15 protein-coding genes are annotated in these 17,190 nt (G+C 35.5%); 3 read left to right on the forward strand and 12 right to left on the reverse strand.

The annotated features are described in order from the left end of the window. The 3 genes from ABD676_RS00215 to ABD676_RS00225 are packed head-to-tail and all read right to left on the reverse strand — an operon-like array spanning window position 1 to window position 5,819. Complete coding sequence (locus ABD676_RS00215; protein ID WP_344672668.1) at window positions 1-1,416, reverse strand: glycogen synthase; 1,416 nt, start codon at window positions 1,414-1,416, stop codon at window positions 1-3. Further along, complete coding sequence (glgB, locus tag ABD676_RS00220; RefSeq protein WP_344672669.1) at window positions 1,416-3,332, reverse strand: 1,4-alpha-glucan branching protein GlgB; 1,917 nt, start codon at window positions 3,330-3,332, stop codon at window positions 1,416-1,418. The genes ABD676_RS00215 and glgB overlap by 1 nt, the downstream gene beginning before the upstream one ends. 30 nt (window positions 3,333-3,362) lie before the next feature. Then, window positions 3,363-5,819 carry a glycoside hydrolase family 31 protein gene (locus tag ABD676_RS00225; RefSeq protein WP_425565258.1) on the reverse strand — a complete coding sequence of 819 codons (2,457 nt, stop codon included), beginning with the start codon at window positions 5,817-5,819 and terminating at the stop codon, window positions 3,363-3,365. Window positions 5,820-6,085: 266 nt separating this feature from the next. Between ABD676_RS00225 and queA the strand changes: the two genes are divergently transcribed. Both queA and ABD676_RS00235 read left to right on the forward strand, forming a co-directional pair. Next, complete coding sequence (gene queA, locus ABD676_RS00230; protein WP_344672670.1) at window positions 6,086-7,135, forward strand: tRNA preQ1(34) S-adenosylmethionine ribosyltransferase-isomerase QueA; 1,050 nt, start codon at window positions 6,086-6,088, stop codon at window positions 7,133-7,135. A 94-nt stretch (window positions 7,136-7,229) separates the two neighbouring features. Next, window positions 7,230-7,919 (forward strand): 2-C-methyl-D-erythritol 4-phosphate cytidylyltransferase, encoded by a 690-nt coding sequence (locus ABD676_RS00235; protein WP_344672671.1) that lies wholly within the window; start codon window positions 7,230-7,232, stop codon window positions 7,917-7,919. A 13-nt stretch (window positions 7,920-7,932) separates the two neighbouring features. Here ABD676_RS00235 and ABD676_RS00240 read toward each other — a convergent pair whose 3' ends face one another. The 8 genes from ABD676_RS00240 to ABD676_RS00275 all read right to left on the reverse strand — a co-directional run bounded on the left by ABD676_RS00240 (window position 7,933) and on the right by ABD676_RS00275 (window position 14,634). Then, window positions 7,933-8,085, reverse strand: a complete 153-nt coding sequence (locus ABD676_RS00240; RefSeq protein ID WP_344672672.1) for a lmo0937 family membrane protein — start codon at window positions 8,083-8,085, stop codon at window positions 7,933-7,935. Between the two features lie 108 nt (window positions 8,086-8,193). Then, window positions 8,194-8,958 carry an MBL fold metallo-hydrolase gene (locus ABD676_RS00245; protein ID WP_344672673.1) on the reverse strand — a complete coding sequence of 255 codons (765 nt, stop codon included), beginning with the start codon at window positions 8,956-8,958 and terminating at the stop codon, window positions 8,194-8,196. 317 nt (window positions 8,959-9,275) lie between these two features. Beyond that, window positions 9,276-10,274: a glycosyltransferase family 2 protein gene (locus tag ABD676_RS00250; protein WP_344672674.1), complete on the reverse strand. Its 999-nt coding sequence runs from the start codon at window positions 10,272-10,274 to the stop codon at window positions 9,276-9,278. 1 nt (window position 10,275) lies between these two features. Continuing rightward, window positions 10,276-11,226: a glycosyltransferase family 2 protein gene (locus ABD676_RS00255; RefSeq protein WP_344672675.1), complete on the reverse strand. Its 951-nt coding sequence runs from the start codon at window positions 11,224-11,226 to the stop codon at window positions 10,276-10,278. Between the two features lie 69 nt (window positions 11,227-11,295). Next, window positions 11,296-11,919 (reverse strand): DUF4199 domain-containing protein, encoded by a 624-nt coding sequence (locus ABD676_RS00260; RefSeq protein ID WP_344672676.1) that lies wholly within the window; start codon window positions 11,917-11,919, stop codon window positions 11,296-11,298. Between the two features lie 2 nt (window positions 11,920-11,921). Continuing rightward, a complete protein-coding gene (locus ABD676_RS00265; protein WP_344672677.1) occupies window positions 11,922-12,590 on the reverse strand; it encodes a hypothetical protein in 669 nt (222 codons plus the stop codon). Between the two features lies 1 nt (window position 12,591). Next, a complete protein-coding gene (locus tag ABD676_RS00270; RefSeq protein ID WP_344672678.1) occupies window positions 12,592-13,857 on the reverse strand; it encodes a dihydroorotase in 1,266 nt (421 codons plus the stop codon). Between the two features lie 210 nt (window positions 13,858-14,067). After that, the gene (locus tag ABD676_RS00275) at window positions 14,068-14,634 is read right to left on the reverse strand and encodes a UbiX family flavin prenyltransferase (protein ID WP_344672679.1); all 567 of its coding nucleotides are present in this window, start codon (window positions 14,632-14,634) and stop codon (window positions 14,068-14,070) included. 588 nt (window positions 14,635-15,222) lie between these two features. Here ABD676_RS00275 and ABD676_RS00280 point away from each other — a divergent pair. Then, window positions 15,223-15,873 carry an ankyrin repeat domain-containing protein gene (locus tag ABD676_RS00280; RefSeq protein ID WP_344672680.1) on the forward strand — a complete coding sequence of 217 codons (651 nt, stop codon included), beginning with the start codon at window positions 15,223-15,225 and terminating at the stop codon, window positions 15,871-15,873. On the opposite strand, the gene ABD676_RS00285 is transcribed toward ABD676_RS00280, so the two are convergent. Continuing rightward, entirely contained in the window at window positions 15,862-17,157 is a 1,296-nt protein-coding gene (locus ABD676_RS00285; RefSeq protein WP_344672681.1) for a DUF2851 family protein, read from the reverse strand. The genes ABD676_RS00280 and ABD676_RS00285 overlap by 12 nt on opposite strands. Window positions 17,158-17,190 lie beyond the last annotated feature (33 nt).

A 17,190-nucleotide genomic window follows, 5' to 3' on the forward strand; every position in this document is an offset into this window, starting at 1 on the left:
TTATTTAAGTAAATGGTTATATAACTCGATGTATTTTCCTGCTGATTTCCCCCAAGAGAAATCTAAATTCATTGCCCTTTCTCTTAATTGACTCAGGTTCTCTGAATTACTAATATAGCTTAATGCCCGATCAACTGCTTCAACTGCTTGAGCGGCATCTACTTCTTCAAATTTAAAACCGTATCCTCCTTCCTCCACATCAATAACCGTATCTTTCAATCCTCCGATATTACGGACCACTGGAATAGTTCCATATTTTAAGGCATAAAGCTGATTTAAGCCACATGGTTCTACTCGAGAGGGCATAATAAGTAAATCTGAAGCGGCATAAACTTGATGTGCCAATTCTTCATTGTAACCCAAATAAACAGCAAGACCTTGTTCAAATCGATCGGATAATTCTGCAATATGAGCTTGAATTTCAGGATCGCCAGACCCCAAAATGAAAATATTTAGTTTTCCTGATTGTTCAGGTATTAACTCTTCTACAATTTCCGGTAGAATATCTGCTCCTTTTTCACCAGCAAACCTACCTATAAAGCTTAATAAAGGAAGTGTTGGGTCTAAGCCATATCTGGAGCATAACATTTCCTTATTCTTCATTTTGCCATCTTCTACAGAGGCTATTTCATAATTTGCTTTGATTTGTGCATCAATCGCAGGATCCCAATAAGCTGTATCTATTCCATTCACTATGCCAGTTGCTTTCTGACGTTCATCATAGAATAGGTTTTGTAATCCATTAGCGTCTTGAAATAATTCAGTTAAATAGCCTTCAGAAACGGTGGTATAAGCATCACAACACTTGATGGCAGTAGCGAGTGGATTGATCAATCCATCCCAATCTAATAAACCCCACTTCCAAGTATCAAAGGCAGGCAGGATAATACCTTTATTCCAATTCATCCAACCTTGATATTGACCATTATGTACCGTAAATACGGTCTTCACTTTATCAAACACCTTAAAGTCTATACTGTGTCGAGTTAAAAAAGGTATTAAACCAACATGATGGTCATGACAATGGATAATATCTGGAAAAATAGAATTTGATTTGATATAATGAAGAAATGCGTGTTGAAAAGCGATCCATTGATCGGCCTCATCCGCATAACAATACACTTCTTCTCGATCCAGTAAACCTGGTATCCGTATTAAATACAAAGGAAATCCTAAGGTGTCCTGCTTCTCTTTAAGCACTTCATAATTCAGCAATATGGATCCTTGATAAAAATCACCTTTTGCAATTATATCAAAATCATGATCTCTAACGAATTTCCTCTGGAAATAAGGCATGATGACGGCAGCATCTATACCCATTTCCCGTTGATATTTCGGCAATGCTCCGACAACATCAGCTAAGCCACCTACTTTGGCGACTGGAAAACATTCTACGCTTAGATGGAAAACTTTCATTACTTCATTTTTCTTTTAAAAATTAATCCAGCTAAAGGAGGCAAGTCTAAGGATATAGATTGTTTTTGGTTCATCCAAAATACAGGATCAGCATTAACTGATTTTTTCACAGCAATACCACATCCATTGTAGGTTTGGTCATCTGAATTTAATAAGAGTTCCCATTCTCCTGGATGAGGAACACCTAATCGGAAGTTTCTACGGACTATCGGTGTTAAATTCAAAACAACGACTAAATCATTTTCTAAATCATGCCCTCTTCGGCAATAGGCAAACACACTATTTGCGCGATCTTCTAATTCGATCCAAAAGAAGCCCTCAGGACTAAAAGCCTTCTCATAAAGCGCAGGGTATGCCTGATAGAGCTCATTCATCTTACTAACAAACTTTTTAATAGATAAATGAGGTTTAAATTGTAATAAGTGCCAATCTAAGGATTGGTTAACATTCCATTCGGAAGTCTGTCCAAATTCTCCTCCCATAAACAAAAGTTTTGTTCCAGAGAAGGTGTACATAAATAAATAAAGGGCTCTCAAATTGGCGAACTTCTGCCATTCATCACCCGGCATCTTATAAATTAAAGATTGTTTCCCATATACTACTTCATCATGAGACAATGGTAACATAAAGTTCTCTGTATAGGCATACACAGCACTAAAGGTTAATTTATCGTGATGATGAGCACGGTTAATGGGATCTTCTTTGAAATATGATAAAGTATCATGCATCCATCCCATCATCCATTTCATTCCAAAACCTAATCCATTATCAAAAGTAGCTCTACTTACACCCGGCCAAGAGGTAGACTCCTCAGCAATAGTTTGAACGTGTGGAAAATATTTAGATACAGCTTCATTCAGTTCCTTTAAGAACGAAACGGCTTCCAGGTTTTCATTTCCTCCTAATTCATTAGGATCCCATTCACCTTCTTTACGTGAATAATCCAAGTATAACATGGAGGCAACTGCATCTACACGCAGACCATCAATATGATATCGATCTAACCAGAAAAAAGCATTACTAATTAAGAATGAACGAATCTCATTTCGTCCATAATTGAAGATATAAGATTGCCAATCGGGATGAAAGCCCTTCTTAGGATCAGCATGTTCAAAAAGATGTGTTCCATCAAACTTGTACAGACCATGGCTATCACCTGGGAAATGCGATGGCACCCAATCCAAAATAACGCCAATATTATGCTTATGAAGTTCCTCAATTAAGAACATAAGATCTTGAGGACCACCATAACGAGAAGTAGCTGCAAAATAACCCGTTATCTGATATCCCCAAGAAGGATAATACGGGTGCTCCATGACCGGCATAAATTCTACATGTGTATAATTCATCTCAAGTAGATATGGAACCAGTCTTTCAGCAATTTCACGATAACTTAAAAACTTCTCTGGAGATTTAGGATCTCTCATCCAAGAACCAAGGTGCATTTCATAAACAGAGAATGGTCTATCTAATGCATTTCTTTCCCTTCGGTTATACATCCACTCCGAATCTTCCCAATCATACCAAGTTGTGGAAACAATGGAAGCTGTTTTAGGTGGTACTTCAGCATGTAGAGCAAATGGATCTGCCTTTTCCAAATGTTCACCCGTATTGGAATGAATGTGGTATTTATAAACCTCTCCATTTTTCAATGTAGGAATAAATCCTTCCCATATACCACTGCTATCCCAACGGACCTGCAATTTATGCGAATATGGATTCCAACCATTGAAATCTCCGATTACAGAAACTTCCAAAGCATTCGGTGCCCATACGGCAAAGTAGACGCCAGGAACACCATCAACGGTAATTTCCTTTGAACCTAATTTCTCATAAAGTTTATAATGTCTTCCCGCTCGAAAAAGGAAAACATCGAATTCGGATAATAAAGTATGCGATACTACAGCGTCTGGCATAAATTGGTCTATAAAAGTGTTTTTCAATGGTTAATGTATTGTGATTTTCTTGAAATCTCGTTCTATTTTAATAAATGTATTGCCTTCAGCATCTTTTTCCAAATTTACTTGTAAACCATCTACTTTAACGGTTTTTGGCACAAACGGTAATCCGATTAAATATAGTTTAAAATCGCTATAATAAGGTGTATAAATTCCTTGCTCTCCCTGCATAATGCTTACCGAGCTAAGAGTACAATCTGCAATAAAGTGTTTTTCTACATAAACCCCTTGTTCATATGCAAAAGTCTCACCATGATCCGAATAAAGCGTAGATTCATGCTGCCCTAATGCAAAGTAAAAGTTCAACTGCAAAGATTCTACTTTCTTTTCTCCAGTAAACTGCATTACTGGATATTCAGGAATAATAGATCCTCCACGAACAAAAAATGGCATTTCATCAAGTGGAGTGGCAATGCTATGTTCCTTTCCTCCTTCATAAGTATTATTATCAAAATAATAATACCAAGTACCTTCAGGTAGATATACAATTTTCTCTAATTGACCTGGGTGTAGTACTGGGGAAACCAATAATTGGCTTCCAAATGTAAATTCCTCTTCACGTTGTAAATTTTTAGCGAGGTGTTGTTCAATTAAGGCAATTGGTCTTAATATCGGTTCGCCATATTTATGCTGCAACCAAAAGCTAGTATAAATATACGGAAGAAGTTTATAACGTAATTCAATAAATTTCTTACAGATTTTTTCCCAATCAGGGCCGAAACTCCAAGGTTCTCTATCACGGGTATCACCAGCAGAGTGCACACGCATAAAAGGTGAGAAAACACCGAATTGCATCCAACGAGTATATAATTCACCATCAGGTTCACCTGTAAATCCACCGATATCGGTTCCACAGAAAGATAAACCAGAAACGGACAATCGCTGTAATTGCAAGGTTCCTATACGCAGGTGCTCCCATGTAGCAATGTTATCACCAGTCCAAACGGAAGAATAACGCTGTGTTCCTGAATATGCAGCTCGAGAAATAGTAAAAGGACGTTTATTTTTATAAAGTTTTTTCAGACCATCATAGGTCGCACGGACCATTTGCATACCGTAGATATTGTGTGCCTTCCGGTGCGAACCTCTATGTCCTTCAAATTGATGTCTAACATCATCTGGAAAAGTACCACGACCAAAAACTGCTGGCTCATTCATGTCATTCCAAAACCCTGCAACCCCGTCTTCTACTAGACCCTTGTAAAGAGTCCCCCACCATTGTCTAACTTCTGGATTTGTAAAATCGGGGAATTGACATCTACCTGGCCAGACAAAGCCCTCCATAAAATAATCATCACCTCTCCTACAGAAATAATTATTCTGATGCCCTTGTTTAAATACCCAATAACTATCATCGACTTTGATTCCTGGATCGATCATTACAACAGTTTTAAATCCGTTTGCAGATAGATCAGCAATCATTTTCTTTGGATCTGGAAAATAACGTTTGTTCCAAGTAAAACAACGGTACCCATCCATATAGTCAATGTCGAGATAAATGGCATCGCAAGGGATTTCACGCTTACGAAATTCGTAGGCTGTCTCGCGAACTTTGTTTTCAGGGTAATAACTCCAACGGCATTGATGGTAGCCCAAAGCCCAAAGTGCTGGCATATAATGCGTCCCAGTTAAACTGTGATAACGTTTAACTACATCCATCATTTGAGGACCATGGATATAATAATATTGTAATTCTCCTCCCTCAGACCAAAATGATGTTTGGTTTTGATTCTCTGAAGCAAAATCAAAAAAAGTCTTAAACGTATTATCAAAGAAAATTCCATAAGCTTTTCCTTTGGTAATTCCGATATAGAATGGAATGGTTTTATATAATGGATCTTGGTTGAAAGCATAGGAATAGGTGTCAGAATTCCAATTCTTTACCCGTCTTCCACGTAAATTCAAATTTGAAGCCTTATCTCCTAATCCAAAGAAAACTTCATCCGATTGAGCTTCCTTGGTACAATACACATAATATCCACCATAGTCTTGGTTTTCCTCCCAATGCATAGCAGAAAAATCGTTATTCAGTACTTCACCATCTTCCTCGGAAAAACTGATAAAAAAATTACTTTTTTTAACGGAACATGTAACTGTGTTTGTTTTTACATGGTAATGCGTTTCAGTATCCTCCAATTCATAAGACACATAGTTATCTTCTTTAAAACTGATGGCATAAGAGAAATCCTCTAAGAAGGATCCTTCAGGGGCCAATCGTACTCGGATAATATCTTCAGAAAATACTTTTACCTCTACTTTCGAACGACCGTCCGTAAAGTAGAAAGAATTTCTTTCTTGAGTATATCCGGTAACCTGAGAAAGGTACTGTTTTTCGATACGTGGTAAATCCAAAACTGGATTATTCACGTGGTGCATTTCTTCTAAAGTATCTTGTATTGGAAATAGGTCATTCGCAAAATCTTCTTTTCTTGTAGTATCTGCCATAAAAGTTAGTTCTGTAGAATTTATAATAGCCTGTGAAAGCTCGTTTTAAATTACAATATATTTTAATGAAATCAATATTAATTAAAAATTTATTGGTTTTTCTGTTATGTTTTTAAATCACCATTTACAAATAACGAACATTTTCTTGCTTAGTTTGTATAAAGTATTGTGACTTAATAATTATTTAATTTTTCGTACTTTTGTATGCCTTTTTAAATTCTAGCCCCAGTAAGGCTAGAGGGCAAATTTTGACGCATTTATATAAAATGAAATTATCTCAATTTAACTTCAATCTGCCAGAGTCTTTATTGGCTTCTGAACCTTCTGAACAAAGAGACGAATCTCGTTTAATGGTTTTACACCGTGATTCAGGTAAAATAGAACACAAAATCTTTAAAGATGTGCTTGACTACTTCGATGATAAAGATGTAATGATCTTAAACAACACCAAAGTTTTCCCAGCCCGTATGTATGGTAACAAAGAGAAAACTGGTGCTACTATTGAAGTATTTCTTTTAAGAGAATTAAACAAAGAATTACGTTTATGGGATGTGCTGGTTGATCCGGCACGTAAAATCCGCGTAGGCAATAAATTATATTTTGGTGATGACGATTTATTAGTTGCAGAAGTTGTTGACAACACAACATCTCGTGGTCGTACAATTCGATTTTTATTTGACGGTACTGATGAGGAATTCCGTAAGAATATTGAAATTCTTGGTGAAACTCCCCTTCCTAAATATATCAAACGTAAAGCAACTCCTGAGGATAAATTCCGCTACCAAACAATCTATGCAAAAAATGAAGGTGCAGTTGCTGCTCCTACTGCTGGACTTCACTTCTCTAGAGAATTGATGAAACGCCTAGAATTAAAAGGAGTAGATTTTGCTGAGGTAACTTTACATGTAGGTTTAGGAACTTTCCGTACTGTTGAGGTAGAAGATTTGACCAAACATAAAATGGACTCAGAACAGTTTATTATCACTAATGAGGCCGCTAGCGTAGTGAATAAAGCTATTGATACCAAGCGTCGTATTTGTGCTGTAGGAACTACATCCATGCGTGCTATTGAATCCTCAGTGTCTGCTGATAAACACTTGAAAGCAGCAAACGATTGGACGAGCAAATTCATCTATCCGCCATACGATTTCAGTATTGCAAACTCGATGATTACTAATTTTCACACACCGCAATCTACCTTATTGGTAATGATTGCCGCGTTTGCAGGATATGAAAATGTCATGAATGCTTACGAAGTCGCTGTAAAAGAAAAATATCGTTTCTACAGCTATGGTGATGCGATGTTGATTATATAATTTCAACACAAAATATGGATAGGCAGGTTAGTCAACCTGCCTTTTTTGTTATAAATTCAAAGTATATTGTATACTACTATCTAAACTATAATTCATGGAAAACAGATATGTAATTATTGTTGCAGCAGGAACAGGATCTCGAATTGGCGGGAATTTGCCAAAGCAGTATGTTCCAATAAATGGGAAACCTATACTGATGCATACCATCGAAAAGTTTTATCATTCTGAAACTAAACCAGAAATTGTAGTCGTAATTGCAAAAGAGATGGAAAATCTTTGGAGTGAACTTTGTCAAAAACATGGATTTCAAATTCCTCATCATCTTTGTTTTGGTGGCGAATCACGCTTCCAAAGTGTAAAAAATGGCATTGATTATATCCACTATGAAATATCTGCACAATCTACCGAAGGTGTCATTGCTATCCATGATGCTGCAAGACCATTTCTTTCATCCAAATTGATTGATGCATTATTTCTTGAAGTAGAAAAAGGAAATAAAGCTGTGATACCAGCAATTAAAAGTAGTAGCTCAGTCCGTATAGGGACAAGGAACGTAAATTCCGCCATGGACCGAGAAAGTGTATGGTTAATTCAAACTCCTCAAGTGTTTGATGCTTTTATCTTAAAGGCAGCCTATAAGCAACAAGAAAATCCAGAGTTTACTGATGATGCATCAGTAGTAGAAAAAATGAGCAATAACATTCTCATTTTACCAGGCGAACATGAAAACATGAAAATCACCTTTGAATCTGATTTAGCTATTGCTCAGTTATTATTAATGTAATAAACTCTAGGTTTTAGGCGTTGCCTCGAATTACTCTAAGTAATACAACAATAATTGCAATCACCAATAAAATGTGGATAATACCACCACTTGCATAACCTCCGAAGAAGCTAATAGCCCAAATAATTACTAGAATTACTGCGATTAAATACAAAATATTTCCCATAATAGATCAAATTTTAATGTTTAACAATTAATTTATACCAATAAATGTGATTTCATTAAGTTGAACAAGGGAACTTAAAATTTGTTTGATTCTGTCAATTATTTTTTATTAAAATTCGACAAGTAACTGGTCATAAGACAGAAATATTCCTGATGGCAGTAGTCTTTCAATATCTTTATGTTTACCAAATCGGTGGCTAATATGGGTCAAAAAGGTCTTTTCCGGTTGGATTCTATTAGAAACTTCAATAGCCTCCTCAAGTGTAAGATGGGAAATATGAGGCTCTTGCTGTAAGGCATTTAGTACAAGTACCTTTACTCCTTTTAGCAATTCATAGGACTCCTCTGAAATGGTTTTGGCATCCGTAATGTAAGCAAAATCATCAATCCGAAAACCTAAAACAGGCATTTTATAGTGAAGTACTTCAATAGGCAAGATGTTTTTCCCGTATAGTTCAAAGGCTTGACCTGGGAATATTTCTTCTAATTCAAGCTGAGGGACACCCGGATATTTAAAATCTGAAAAAGCATAATAAAATTCCTTTTTTAAAGCTTCGTGCGTTGCTTTATTAGAATAGATGGGGATAGATTGCTGTTGCTGGTAATTAAAGGCTCTTACGTCATCTAAACCTGCAACATGGTCTTTGTGCGAGTGGGTCATCAAGACCGCATCAAGACGTAAAACTTTTTCCCTAAGCATTTGATAACGAAAATCAGGTCCAGTATCGACAACCACTGAATGTCCATTGTACTCCAAAAGAATAGATGAGCGCAGTCTTTTATCATGCTTATCTTCGGATTGGCAGACAGCACATTGGCAAGCTATTACGGGCACACCTTGCGAAGTTCCTGTTCCTAAAAATGTTACTCTCAAATCGTTAATTTCGTTTGTTTTATCTGTTGGTAAAAGGATTTCAATTTCTCTCCTACTAATTGTTCATCTATAGGAATAGACTGCAGGATTTGAATAAGAGATTGAACCTTCATATCTACACTTGAAAATTTATTAACCACAATAACTTTTGAATTTTGAAGCATGCAGGCTCCAGTTCTAAAAGACCCTTTCTCAAATCTTAATCTATATCCTTGCTCTTTAAATAAGAGCTCCAATTTATCCAAACTAGTTTGTGTCAATGCGACCATGATCTCAAATTACAATTTACAAAAGCTAATTAAATTTATCAAGAACCCTTACTTTCGAGGATATAGTTTACTTATTGTATATTCACTAAGAAAACCAGAACCATAAGCAATCAGTTGTGTATATGCCGCAATAACCGCTAGGATTGCCACCTTCAAACTCTTACATGTAATTAGTGCATGAATGAACAACATAAATGTATATAACAACAGCAGAAAATTTCCTAAAGTGCCCAATAAGCTCAAGAAATAAATTCCATTCATTGTCAATAAATTAATTGCATTGATCATCAAGAGTACGACTAATCCTATCACAAATACTGCAGGTAGTGCATGCACTGGCTTTAATTCTGATGGATATCGTTTAAAAATATCTATCCTCCCCTTTCCAAAACTATTGGTCTGTTTATAGAACTGTTGGAAACTCGTTCTTCTTTTATGGTAAACAAAGGCTTCAGGTATCAATCCTACCTTGAAGCCAGAATTGATCATTCGAATACTAAACTCAATGTCTTCAGAACGTCTTGAAAGTTTAAAACCACCGGTTTCTTCCCAGACTTTTCTAGATATTCCAAGATTAAAACTACGAGGATGAAACTGTCCTACATGCTTTTTATTTCCACGAATTCCACCAGTAGTAAAAGGGCTAGTCATTGAATAACTAATGGCTTTCTGAATTGGCGTAAAAGATGCATGTGCAGCATCAGGTCCACCAAAAGCATCTAGTTGATCACGTTCAATTCCATCTATTACTTTTAATAAATAATCTGGGGGTACTATGATATCGGAATCAAAAACGATAAAGAAATCACCTTTGGCCTGCTCAAAACCATAATTTCGAGCAAACCCTTGACCTTCGTTATCTTTAAAAAAATAACGAACATTCAATTTATCACTAAATTGCTCAACAATATGATCGGCCTTATTTATAGATCCATCCTCAACAATAATTATTTCAAAATCCTTATAGCTTTGATCCAAAAGAGAATTTAGTAATTCCTTTATTTCTACTGGTCTGTTATAAAGTGGAATAATTATAGAAAAGAACATCTTAGATGACTTGGTCAATATGGTATTTATTTCTATCGCTGCCGTTTCTTGAAATTAATTCTGCAACAAAACCTGTTAAAAACAATTGAGATCCTATTAAAATTGCTACCAGAGAAAGATAGAATAAAGGTTGATCAGTAACATTTCGGTATTCAGTTCCATTAGCAATACTCATCAATTTCTCGATGATCAAATAAATGGTAATGAATATCCCCAATAAAAAGCTGATTACTCCTAATGGTCCGAAAAAGTGCATTGGACGTTTAGCAAACTTTCCAACAAAGAAGATGGACATTAAGTCTAGAAATCCTTTTACAAATCGCCCAGGACCAAATTTGGTGGTTCCATATTTTCGAGGATAGTGTTGAACTACTTGTTCCTGAATATTGTTAAATCCTGCCCATTTCGCTAATACAGGAATATATCGGTGCATTTCTCCATAAACTTCGATACTCTTCACCACATCCTTCTTATAGGCTTTTAAACCACAATTGAAATCATGGAGGTTATCAATACCTGACATGCTACGGGTGGCAGAGTTAAAAAGTTTTGTAGGAATAGTTTTCGTTAATGGATCATAACGCTTCTTTTTCCATCCGGAGACTAAATCTGCGCCTTGGTTCTTAATGCGGTCATAGAGTTCTGGAATTTCATCTGGGCTATCCTGTAAATCAGCATCCATAGTAATCACAACATCACCTTGAGCTGCAGCAAAACCCACATTTAAGGCAGCGGATTTACCATAGTTTCTACGGAATCGAATTCCTGTGATCTGTTCATTATTAGCCTTAAGAGCTTGAACAACTTGCCAAGACTTATCCTTACTTCCATCATCAACCAATACAATCTCATAAGTGAAATTATTCTCATCCATGACACGTTTGATCCATGCACATAATTCCGGAAGCGACTCCTCTTCGTTGTATAAAGGTACTACTACTGATATATCCATATTAAATAATGAACAAAGGTATCATTTTTAGATGATACCTTTTATTTCACAAAAAGATTCTCTTTTAAATTATACTTGTTGATTTGTATCATTCTGCCAAGGATGAGCAGCATCATCATTTTCAACACGCTTGAAAATTGGTGCTTCTTTCTTGAAAATAGCAGCCAAAATCAACGCAAAAACAAAGTAAACTAAAAAATAAATAAATAACCCGAAGATATTTTGACCAATAGACAAGGAACCTAAAGCTTCTTGTTGTTGATCCAATTTAGCCATGATATCATCAATTTGCTCATCAGTAGCATTTGCTGATTCATAGAATTCTAAGGTCATATTTTTAGTGTTTTCTAAAACTGCATCTTGAAAACCTGGCATTTGCCAATTCAACAACATCGTACCGATAGTACCAATTGTTGCAGTAATGGCAAGCATAATGAAAATATTTTTTAATGCTGTAGTAAAGCTCCAATAACCGCCATTTGCAGTTCTTAGAGAGCGACAAAAAATTACGACTAAAATTAAAAATGGGACATAATTAATCGCTCCTGCATAAATTGCAGAAGTCATTAAACTGGTTCCATTCTTAGTTACATACATAGATGCTAGAGCTAAAATAAAGGATACCACCCCTAGGATAATACCATAGGTAATTACTTTTTTCTTAAGGATCGGATTTTCTGCTGTTAATTCCATAATTATTGGTTGTAGTTTTGCATTAGTTCATATAATGCTAAAGATAGGGATTTATTTGCAGCATGTTTTTTAAAATCTTCAACTTGAGCTTCATTTGGTTTTTGTTCATTGAAAAATGAAATCAATGGATAAAACAATTCCGATAATTCTTCCTCTTCATCAAGAGTATTTGCCACTTTAGCAATTTCGGCGTATGAACTATCAACTAATATTTGATTCGCTATTACAGGCTCATAGATTGAATATTCATCTTGAAACTCATCTTCTTCCACCAAAAGAAATTCTTTAAGGAAATCATCTAAAGACGGTTCGATTTCATCGTCAGCACACTCTTTAAGGTACAAAAGAATATTTAACAATTCAGAGCCTCTATCGATTGTTTCATCCTCAATCGCTTCCCATTCTTCAGATTCCAAATAATCCTCTTCTAGTTTCTGTACATCCTCCGAGAAGAAATTAATCATTAATAGGTCGAAATAATATTCACGCAATTCTTCAAAGCGCTGGTGATCATCGAATACTGAATCTAGATCTGCTACCTTATCCATGAATGGTTTGTCAGCATCAAATACTGCCACCAAAGCAGCACGAAACTCTGCTGCATCTATGTTCTCATTCTTAGCATATGCTTCTAAACTAGCATCAAATGCTTTCAATACGTTTGCTTCCATATTAATTATTTTTTATTACCTGGTTATTGTTCAAAACAGCTATTACTTTTCCAGTCACTTCCTGTCCGAACCATGGTGAATTTGAAGACTTGGATTTATTTGATTTAGTATCCAAAGTCCATTTTTTGTCTGTACTGAACAATACAAGATTTGCTTCATTTCCAACTTCTATTTTTGGAACTGGCAAATTCAATATATTTCTAGGGTTTACCGCTAATTTTTCAACGATTTGCTCAACATTCAATCCTGCTTTTAACAGCATAGGTAATACAGTTTGTGAAGCTATAATCCCATCCTTTGCAATTTGGAATTCTACATCCTTAAACTCAATTTCTTGAGGTGTATGTTGTGAAACTATTGCATCAATCACTCCATCCTTTAATCCTTTTAACAAGGCTTTTACATCCTTTTTAGTTCGCAATGGGGGACTAACTTTATAATGGCTATCAAAGGATTTAACATCCTCATCCGTGAACAACAAATTATGAGCTGCTACATCACAAGTTACTTTGATGCCTTTAGCTTTCGCCTTTTTGATTAAGTCGACTGATTCTTCTGTTGAAATGGTACTGAAATGAATTTTAGATTCATTGTACTCGGCAAGAAACAAATCCCTTGAAATCATAATTGATTCGGCCAAATTAGGAATCCCTTTCATACCCAAATAGGTACTAACTTCTCCTTCATTCATTTTATTATCTCCCGCAATTGATTCATCTTGTGCAAAAGATAGAATTAACCCATCAAATCCTTTCGCATATAATAAAGCACGACCCATTAGACCTGCCTGCTGAACACTGCGGGTCCCATCTGTAAAAGCAACAGCACCAGTAATCTTCATGTCATATAACTCAGCTAGCTCATTTCCTTCACGTTTCTTACTCAATGCCCCAACCGGGAAAACATCAACCAGATTTCCTTTTGCTGAATTTACAATCAATGCCACTTCTGAACGTGAATGAATTGGAGGATTAGTATTAGGATGCACAGCAACTCCTGTGAAACCTCCAGCTGCCGATGCTGCAGTACCTGTTTGAATATCTTCCTTAGTTTCATACCCTGGCTCACCAAAATTAACGTTGAGGTCAAAGAAACCAATTGATAAATAACTTCCCTTCCCATCTATCTCTTCGAATTTACCCTCAGCTTTAACCTTCTTTCCGACCTGTTCGATCTTGCCATTTTTTACCAATACATCTACCGATGTCATATGCAGTGGATGTCCAGCTGAAACCAATGTTGCAGAAGTGATTAATATTGTTGCCATGAATATTGTTGAAAAATCAAAAAATTAGTATTGCTTGTTTTGCTTAATTTGATGAAACTTAGGGCAGATAGAAAAGATTCTTTCAAATGAGCATTCTCAAAAACCTTTCTTTGCAATCGACTTGCCTTTAATGAAGTAATAAACCCTTGTTTCATTAAAAAACAAAAATACAAAAACGTTTCTATTTAACGGATAAAATTATCGTAAAAACTATTTACCCCAACGGTATGTATCTAAATCTAATCCAATCATATCCAAAACCCGATCAATCACAGTAGCAGCTAATTCCTCAAAAGTGGAAGGTCTACTATAAAATGAAGGCGATGCTGGACATATCACCCCTCCTGCAAGCGTAATTGCTTGCATATTCTGAATATGAATTAAATTCAATGGAGTTTCCCGGGTTATTAAAATCAACTTTCTACGCTCCTTCAGAATAACATCGGCAGCTCGTGTCGTCAAATCTGAAGAAGTACCCTGTGCAATTCTAGCCATTGTCCCCATAGAACATGGTACAACGATCATGGAGTCAAACTTTGCTGATCCAGACGCAAATGGAGCCATAAAATCATTCTTCTGGTAAAACTTAAAATTATAGTCTGAATAACTTTGATTACCTAATTCGAATCGCCAAACATCTTTTGCATTATCTGACATAACAACACCCACCTCTTCAATCTGATCTTGTAATAATTGCAATTTATCTAATAAGACTTTTGCATAAATTGATCCTGATGCACCAGTTATAGCAACAACGATTTTCTTCTTTGGATTCATACCTGTAAAGTTAAACATAAAAGCTATCTGCAATCTATTTTATAAGCATTTCTTTTCGCTTGAGAACAACATAAAGACGATTAAGTAAAATTTAAAAACACCAATCATTATAGTTGAATTTATAACCTAGTTGTAAAATATTCCTTAGGATGCTTATAAAGGAATAATTATAGGATTTTTTACAACTCTCATATACAGGATATAAATTAAAATTTTTAGAAAAGTCTGTTCTTATTGGGTTTAAAGCAAAATTTCATCTACCTTGGATGAAGGTGAGAAAGCACCGAAAAATAAAAAAGGGTCGAATTTGACTAATTCGACCCTACATCTACCTATGAAAAACATGCCCTTGGGGAGGGCATTACAAAAGTAATTATAACTCTAAAAAATTAATAGAAATTATATTCTTAAATCACTTTTTGTAGACGATTAGCTACAAAAATTAAATGATGTTCGTTAACGTTAAAAAATATTAATATAGATACAGTAAATTTTGCATAAAGTCTAGGGACCTAAACTCCATATTTTCTTGAATTGACAATACGAAATTAACTTTTTTTTATTTATTTCGTAATAAAATGTCACTTTATGAGCTTATCGGTATTGGAAGAATATATTGAAACTGGAAACCATCAAGATTTAGATCTTTTATTAAGTAGAAATCCTGCATTAGTAAGAGAAAATACAAGTCACGATATTTCACCATTACTCCTAGCATGTTATTATCAAAAAACGCATATAGTACAAACCATCCTAAAGTACATTACTAGTATTTCCATTCATGAAGCATGTGCTGCAGGTTTGACGGAACATGTACAATTTATGGTTGAACAAAAACCAGAAGTTATAAACGAACTCTCCTCACATGGTTTCTATCCATTAGGTATTGCAGCTCATTTTGGAAAAGAAGATATCATTAGGATCTTACTTAGAAATGGTGCAAATCCAAATGCTCCATCGCAAAATGGCTATATGGTCTATCCAATTCATGCAGCATTATCAAATCAACATGACATGATTGCAAAAATGCTAATCGAAGCTGGTGCAGAAGTCAATGTTCTTCAACAATCAAGAATTTCCCCTTTACATTTGGCTGCCCAACAAGGTAACATCGAAATGATTATTATCTTATTGGAAAATGGAGCAGATATCGGTATCCGAACTGATTTCGGATTAACTGCTTCTGATTTAGCTCAGGAAAAAGGTTTCCATGAAATTGCCGCTATATTAAAAGCTTAGTGGCTGTTGCAATATATAAGCACCGATTGGACAGCTTAAACAACGTTTTACATCACAATAATTTGATTGTAAATGTATTAAACCTTGACTTTCCATGGCACTGTAGCTAGGCAACCCGGCCTTTCTGTAGTTTCTGCTTATTACATTATCCTCTGCGGCAATCCTTTCCAGCCACTCCATAGCTTTGTCCATATAATTAGCTTGGCGAATATGTTTTCCATAAGCGAACAGCAACGGTGCAAAACAATTAATAGCTAAAATATCCAAAAATGCTTCGGTTAAAGCAGTGTTATGATCATCTGTACATTTCTCAAAGTGATAATGTCTTCGCCAAAATGTAGGAATTACAATATCTCTAATTTCTTGTTTCAAATCTTCGATTGCATATACATTTAAAATCCTAGAGAACCAATTAATATGCAACGAATATAAACCTGCTAATTGCGCCATTTTTAAGGTAGGAAAGTTATAAGGACGCATCCGTAAGAATTTCCATTGAAAGGAAGTCATTTCAGAAAGTCCATTAGAATGTTTTAAAAAATGGTATTCATTTTTTAAATTCAACACGGAACTATCCTTACCTTTATAGGCATTCAAATAACCGGCTTGACCAAAAAACATGGCCTGTATTTGCAGAGGCTTATCACTTATCTTGCTTAAAATCCGCAGAGAAATAAGCTCACTCCAATCTAAAAAAGCTTGTTTATTAACCTTAAAACCAAAAGAACCAGCAATTAAACTCAAAGTGACCCGCTCCCAATCTCCATTATACCGTTCAAGCAATGTCATGATTTGCATTGTTTTAGATTCTAGTCGTTCAACCGCCGAACGTTGTATGGCTTGCAACTTGACATGCATCGGGATATGCTTCATCCTATAAGCACATGCTAACCAATTGCCATTATGCAAAAGATCCATTGCCTTACCCAGTAACCCCTCTTCTACTTGATTATTTAAAATCAAATTTGGAATCCAGGTTCCATCCGATAAATAACAAGAAGAATCTCCCGTCCATACAACATGTAAGATGACCGAATTATAAGCAGGATCTTGATGATGTCGATGTAGCATCCATTCCTTTGATTCCACATGTAATTCAACATGACCATACCAGCGTTGTTTGTCTATTAGCAATTCAGAAAATAGAAAATCTGGACCAGCATCTACATTATATCTACCTGGAGATATAACCTCAACTGATTTTCCGCAACTTGTTTGTAAGTGAAAAGGTCTAAATAGCTGAAACCGCCAAATGAAATGCAATAGCTCTTCTGGAATTCTCATCCCTAAAGCTAACAATCATAAAAAAATAAATTA

The organism is Sphingobacterium kyonggiense (assembly GCF_039536825.1).
Classification (GTDB): domain Bacteria; phylum Bacteroidota; class Bacteroidia; order Sphingobacteriales; family Sphingobacteriaceae; genus Sphingobacterium; species Sphingobacterium kyonggiense.

What these genes read in the sequence shown, in the direction of transcription:
- glgB (WP_344672669.1), bottom strand. Translation starts at nt 3,332, where the DNA reads ATGCCAGACGCTGTAGTATCGCATACTTTATTATCCGAATTCGATGTT.
- ABD676_RS00265 (WP_344672677.1), bottom strand. Translation starts at nt 12,590, where the DNA reads ATGGAAGCAAACGTATTGAAAGCATTTGATGCTAGTTTAGAAGCATAT.
- ABD676_RS00270 (WP_344672678.1), bottom strand. Translation starts at nt 13,857, where the DNA reads ATGGCAACAATATTAATCACTTCTGCAACATTGGTTTCAGCTGGACAT.
- ABD676_RS00240 (WP_344672672.1), bottom strand. Translation starts at nt 8,085, where the DNA reads ATGGGAAATATTTTGTATTTAATCGCAGTAATTCTAGTAATTATTTGG.
- ABD676_RS00260 (WP_344672676.1), bottom strand. Translation starts at nt 11,919, where the DNA reads ATGGAATTAACAGCAGAAAATCCGATCCTTAAGAAAAAAGTAATTACC.
- ABD676_RS00280 (WP_344672680.1), top strand. Translation starts at nt 15,223, where the DNA reads ATGAGCTTATCGGTATTGGAAGAATATATTGAAACTGGAAACCATCAA.
- ABD676_RS00250 (WP_344672674.1), bottom strand. Translation starts at nt 10,274, where the DNA reads ATGTTCTTTTCTATAATTATTCCACTTTATAACAGACCAGTAGAAATA.
- queA (WP_344672670.1), top strand. Translation starts at nt 6,086, where the DNA reads ATGAAATTATCTCAATTTAACTTCAATCTGCCAGAGTCTTTATTGGCT.
- ABD676_RS00255 (WP_344672675.1), bottom strand. Translation starts at nt 11,226, where the DNA reads ATGGATATATCAGTAGTAGTACCTTTATACAACGAAGAGGAGTCGCTT.
- ABD676_RS00285 (WP_344672681.1), bottom strand. Translation starts at nt 17,157, where the DNA reads ATGAGAATTCCAGAAGAGCTATTGCATTTCATTTGGCGGTTTCAGCTA.
- ABD676_RS00225 (WP_425565258.1), bottom strand. Translation starts at nt 5,819, where the DNA reads ATGGCAGATACTACAAGAAAAGAAGATTTTGCGAATGACCTATTTCCA.
- ABD676_RS00215 (WP_344672668.1), bottom strand. Translation starts at nt 1,416, where the DNA reads ATGAAAGTTTTCCATCTAAGCGTAGAATGTTTTCCAGTCGCCAAAGTA.
- ABD676_RS00235 (WP_344672671.1), top strand. Translation starts at nt 7,230, where the DNA reads ATGGAAAACAGATATGTAATTATTGTTGCAGCAGGAACAGGATCTCGA.
- ABD676_RS00275 (WP_344672679.1), bottom strand. Translation starts at nt 14,634, where the DNA reads ATGAATCCAAAGAAGAAAATCGTTGTTGCTATAACTGGTGCATCAGGA.